A 4,741-nucleotide genomic window follows, 5' to 3' on the forward strand; every position below is an offset into this window, starting at 1 on the left:
AACCAGTTGTAATAACAATTTTATCAAACGTCTCATCTGCAAAATCACCGGTCAATAGATTCTTAGCCCGAATACGCTTGTTTACCAAGTCGGCTTCAACAACTTGGTGTTGCATTTTCATTGTAATTCCTTGTTCAGTCATTGAAGCTGGTGTTTCATAAAACATACGTTGTTCATCCGAAACGTGATTACCTACCCACAAAGCAATCCCACATGACAGGAACGACACCGTCGTGTGCTGTTCATAAACCGTAATGTCAGCCTCAGCATGCAATTGTTTAATTTGCGTCGCTGAAAAGGTTCCTGCGTGTGTGCTACCAATTACTGCAATTTTCATGTTATATACCCCACAACATTTTTCAATTATTATCATTGTGCAATTATCAACAACTATTTATCGACATTATTCACAACTAAACCCACTGATGAAACAACCGTTTGTTCCATTTACAAGTGTAAATAAGTCCGATAAATTAGATAACTCACAAACTAATTGTAACTTACTGAGCAAATACGTCAAGCTATTTTTTAAATGAGTAGACGAAAAAACCCGAGACAAGCGAATTCCTTGTCTCGGGTTTTATAACCTCATTAATTGTCACGCCATTGTTTAACAAGCATGACGGTTCCCGTCATTGCTCCTAAAAGCAACATTGCTTGTGCAAACAAAGACTTGTCTGCTAATAACGTCATACTGATAATAATCACTACTGCCAGTACCACGAAATAGATACAGGCATCCTCAATTTGTTCGGTCATACATCCTCCTATTACTTGAACCAAGCATCAACCTGCTTAGGGTGTGCCTTAATCCAATCCTTGGCAGCTTCCTTCGCTGATTTACCATTTGAAGTTGCGAGCATTACTTCACCCATATCTTCTTTGGTCCAATGGAAGTTCTTCAAAACTTTGTACACGTCTGGCTTATCAGCTTTTAATCCCTTACGCGTAAACGTATTGATCGATTCTGCCTTACCAAATGATTGCTTTGGGTCCTTTAGATACTTCAAATCATACTTTTGGAACATCCAGTGGGGCTGCCACCCCGTAATCACGATGTCCTTATGTTCTTTAATCGCCTTACCTAACGCAACTGCCATGGCACCTGATGATGATGGCGTGACCGTCCATCCCTGTTCCTTAAGACCATAGTCTGCCAGAGCCTTGTCCGCAGACTTCATCACACCAGCCCCCGGCTCAATCCCGGTTACAGTCTTACCTGCTTGTGTGGTCAAGTCTGAAATCGACTGAACATTCATGTAGCTTGGCACGACAAAACCAGTTGTGGCGCCAGTCAAATTTGGTCCTAATAAATCAATTTGATCTTTGTACTTCTTATATTGTGCAGCGTGTGTATTAGGTAACCAGGCAGACACGGATGCATCCGCTTGTCCATTAGCCACAGATTGCCACATAATCGAATTATCAAGTGGCGTTAACTTAACGTTATAGCCATGTTCACGCATTGCCTCGGCTAAAACATTGCTTGAGGCAACTTCCGAATCCCATTGTACATAAACCAAATTAACAGATTCTTTGGCTGACTTAGTTGAAGTAACTGCATTGATAACGCCGGTTCCAACCATAGCCACAGCAACTGCTAATGCTGTCCACATCTTCCAACGACCCTTTGACGCTTGTTGTTTAGCCGCTGGGTCAACATTCAACTTCTGTGTAAAGCGATCAATAATAATGGCCAGAATAACTAAGGCTAGCCCATTAACGAATCCCTTACCAATATCAGCGTTTTGAACCGCTGACAATACACCACGACCAAGTCCTGGTGCACCAATCATTGAGGCAATCACAACCATTGACAATGCCAACATAATCGTTTGATTAATACCAGCTAAAATCGTACCAGTCGCCAAAGGTAACTCTAACTTAAATAATTTTTGCTTAGGTGTTGAACCGTAAGAATCGGCCGCTTCAACCAAGTCTTTCGGTACCTGTCGGATACCCAAATTTGACATTCGCACTGTTGGTGGTAATGCGAAAATAACTGACGCAAATACACCAGGCACTACCCCAATTCCAAAGAAGGCAACTGCCGGAATTAGGTACACAAATCCAGGCATGGTTTGCATAAAGTCCAAGACCGGTTGCACAATCTTAGCAACTGTTTCCTTTTTAGCCATCCAGATTCCCAATGGCACACCGATAACAATTGATACTAAACTTGATACCACAACCAAAGTCAATGTGTTCATCAAATCAGACCACAAATTTTGATTGGCAATAAACAATAACCCTAGGAATGTAAAGGCCGCAAAGCCCCACTTTTTCCCAGAAGATAAAATGGCAAATATGGTAACGCCAATAATAACTGCCCAAGATGGCATAGCAATCAAGCCATTTGTCATCCCGTTCATCAAATGATTACCACCGGTTTGAATGGCGTCAAAGAAGCCACTCAGGTTTGACGTTAACCAATTAACGGCCGACTCGACCCAACCCGCGACGGGAATTTTTCCAATTAATAATGTCATAAATTAGTTGTCCTCCGTTTCCGATGTCTCTGCCAGCGCTTCAAGCACTCGACCACGGATGATAACGCCTCGTAGACGTCCTTCATCAACCACCGCTAATGGGGTTGGTGAATCATAAATAAGTGGCATAATATCTGCCACAACCATGTCCTTCGCAACCGTTGGCATTTCAGTCGCCACTTCAGATAATGGCAAACCTTCCGCACGAGCACGCAAGGCATCTTCACTGGTAACAAAGCCACGGAAATGACGGCCACGATCAATGGCAACTAAGCCACTGACTTCTTCAACACGCATCTTCTTAAGCGCCACGTTTGGACCATCAACTTCGATGTTCGTATAAATTGGTGGAATCATAATGTTTTCAGCCGTCAAAACCTTTGAACGGTCAACATCTTCAATAAACTCACGCACGTAATCGTTCGCTGGGTTCGTCAGAATTTCTTCTCCCGTACCAACTTGTTGGACTTGTCCGTCCTTCATAATCGCAATGCGATCACCAATACGAAGCGCTTCATTCAAATCGTGGGAAATAAAAATAATTGTCTTTTGAAACTTTGCTTGTAAATCAAGCAATTCATCTTGCATATCACGACGAATCAACGGATCCAAAGCCGAAAACGCTTCGTCCATCAGCAAAATTTCAGGGTCGTTTGCCAAAGCGCGGGCCAATCCAACACGTTGTTGCATCCCACCTGATAGTTGCTTAGGATATTGATCCTTGAAGGCCAACAAATTTGCGTTGTCCAGCGCTTTCTCAGCGCGTTCACGACGTTCGGCCTTTGGCACGCCCTGCACTTCTAGACCATACTCAGTATTTTCTAGAATCGTTCGATGCGGGAATAACCCGAAACTTTGGAAGACCATGCTCATCTTCTTGCGACGAACATCCAATAATTGTTCCTTGTTTAGTTTAGAGACATCTTGTCCATCAAGGAAAATTGAACCTGAAGTTGGTTCAATCAAACGGTTTAATAAGCGGATTAACGTTGACTTACCAGACCCTGAAAGTCCCATAATCACGAAAATTTCACCTTCCTCAATTGACAAGTTAGCATCATAAACACCAACTGTCGCACCAGTACGCTTTAATATTTCTGTTTTTGGTACTTGTTTTTCTACCAACTGCAATGCTGGTTTGATTCGCTTACCAAAAATCTTGGTTAAGTGCTCTATTTCTACCTTAGCCATAACTCTCCTCCTACTTGATCGAATACTCTCACTTTCGCTAAGTGACAACTCTATTGTAAACATAAAGTTGTCACTTAGGTCAAATTTAAACGCCTGTACCGCCGTGTTGCATATACGGTACAAATGCTATCATTAAGCTAACGCTTTGATGGTATACCAATTTTATTTATCGCACGGGAAAAGTTGTCCAATAGAAAACAAGTGTGCTATTCTGAAAGGGCGAAGGCAACATATAAATGGTAAAGGTTCTAGATCTTCGCCAATTGTTGCAGTGATAAACAGTTAAATTCGAGGTAAATCCATGGCAGCAATTAAACAACCGCGATATCGCGTTATTGCATTACGAATTGCAGAAAAAATCAGCACCAATCAATTGAAGGTGGGTGATAAAATTCATGCTCGCTCAACTCTGGCCACAACTTTTGGTGTGTCAGCTGAAACGGCTCGACGTGCGATTAGCGTATTAGTGGATTTGGGCATTGTTGAAACACGTCATGGTAGCGGCGTGGTTGTGACATCCCGTCAAAAAGCCCAAGACTACGTCAATACTGAACAAGAAGTGAACGGCTTACAATCGCTACAACAAGACCTCAAAAATCAAATTAAAGCCCAACAAGCAGCGCTAGCTACTTTAGGCACTTCCCTACAATCATTTATCGATCAGTCACAACATTATCAACAGCACAATCCCTTAACACCTTTTGAATTGGCTTTAACCGTACCATCGGCCATGTTTGAAAAAGAGCTACGTGAACTAAATTTTTGGCACAAAACGGGCACAACCTTAGTGGGAATTATGCATGAAGATAAATTAACAATCTCACCCGGTCCTTATGCGAAAGTATTCCAGGGAGATACACTCTACTTCGTCGGTGATCAAAACAGTGTTCAGAGTGTTTCAAACTTCTTTTATCAAAACTAAAATAGCTGGCTCGAATTTAGGAATCCTTGAACGAGCCAGCTATTTCTTATCTAGGAGAACAATGTGATGCGAATATTAGTCAGGTTAGCCGTTATTGGACTATTACTATTTGGCACTTTTCTGTTCAGTTACGAGGCAG

Annotated in this window: 5 protein-coding genes; 1 reads left to right on the forward strand and 4 read right to left on the reverse strand. The window is 42.1% G+C overall.

The annotated features are described in order from the left end of the window. The 4 genes from WEIDD23_RS02045 to WEIDD23_RS02055 form a co-directional block, all read right to left on the reverse strand. Positions 1–337, reverse strand: a 337-nt coding sequence (locus WEIDD23_RS02045; RefSeq protein WP_197458766.1) for an FAD-dependent oxidoreductase, incomplete at its 3' end; no start/stop codon positions are given. A gap of 254 nt (positions 338–591) precedes the next feature. Next, on the reverse strand, positions 592–759 hold the full coding sequence (locus WEIDD23_RS13405; protein ID WP_010373709.1) for a hypothetical protein: 168 nt from the start codon (positions 757–759) through the stop codon (positions 592–594). A gap of 11 nt (positions 760–770) precedes the next feature. Beyond that, the gene (locus WEIDD23_RS02050) at positions 771–2,489 is read right to left on the reverse strand and encodes an ABC transporter permease/substrate binding protein (RefSeq protein ID WP_010373710.1); all 1,719 of its coding nucleotides are present in this window, start codon (positions 2,487–2,489) and stop codon (positions 771–773) included. Between the two features lie 3 nt (positions 2,490–2,492). Continuing rightward, positions 2,493–3,680 (reverse strand): quaternary amine ABC transporter ATP-binding protein, encoded by a 1,188-nt coding sequence (locus WEIDD23_RS02055; RefSeq protein WP_010373711.1) that lies wholly within the window; start codon positions 3,678–3,680, stop codon positions 2,493–2,495. A gap of 301 nt (positions 3,681–3,981) precedes the next feature. On the opposite strand from WEIDD23_RS02055, the gene WEIDD23_RS02060 reads away from it, so the two are divergent. Further along, on the forward strand, positions 3,982–4,602 hold the full coding sequence (locus tag WEIDD23_RS02060) for a GntR family transcriptional regulator (RefSeq protein ID WP_010373712.1): 621 nt from the start codon (positions 3,982–3,984) through the stop codon (positions 4,600–4,602). The last annotated feature ends 139 nt before the right edge of the window (positions 4,603–4,741 follow it).

Source organism: Weissella sp. DD23 (genome assembly GCF_001579105.1).
Lineage (GTDB): Bacteria > Bacillota > Bacilli > Lactobacillales > Lactobacillaceae > Weissella > Weissella cibaria.

Excerpts from the sequence above, each read along its gene's own strand:
- WEIDD23_RS13405 (WP_010373709.1), bottom strand. The coding sequence starts at position 759 with ATGACCGAACAAATTGAGGATGCCTGTATCTATTTCGTGGTACTGGCA.
- WEIDD23_RS02050 (WP_010373710.1), bottom strand. The coding sequence starts at position 2,489 with ATGACATTATTAATTGGAAAAATTCCCGTCGCGGGTTGGGTCGAGTCG.
- WEIDD23_RS02055 (WP_010373711.1), bottom strand. The coding sequence starts at position 3,680 with ATGGCTAAGGTAGAAATAGAGCACTTAACCAAGATTTTTGGTAAGCGA.
- WEIDD23_RS02060 (WP_010373712.1), top strand. The coding sequence starts at position 3,982 with ATGGCAGCAATTAAACAACCGCGATATCGCGTTATTGCATTACGAATT.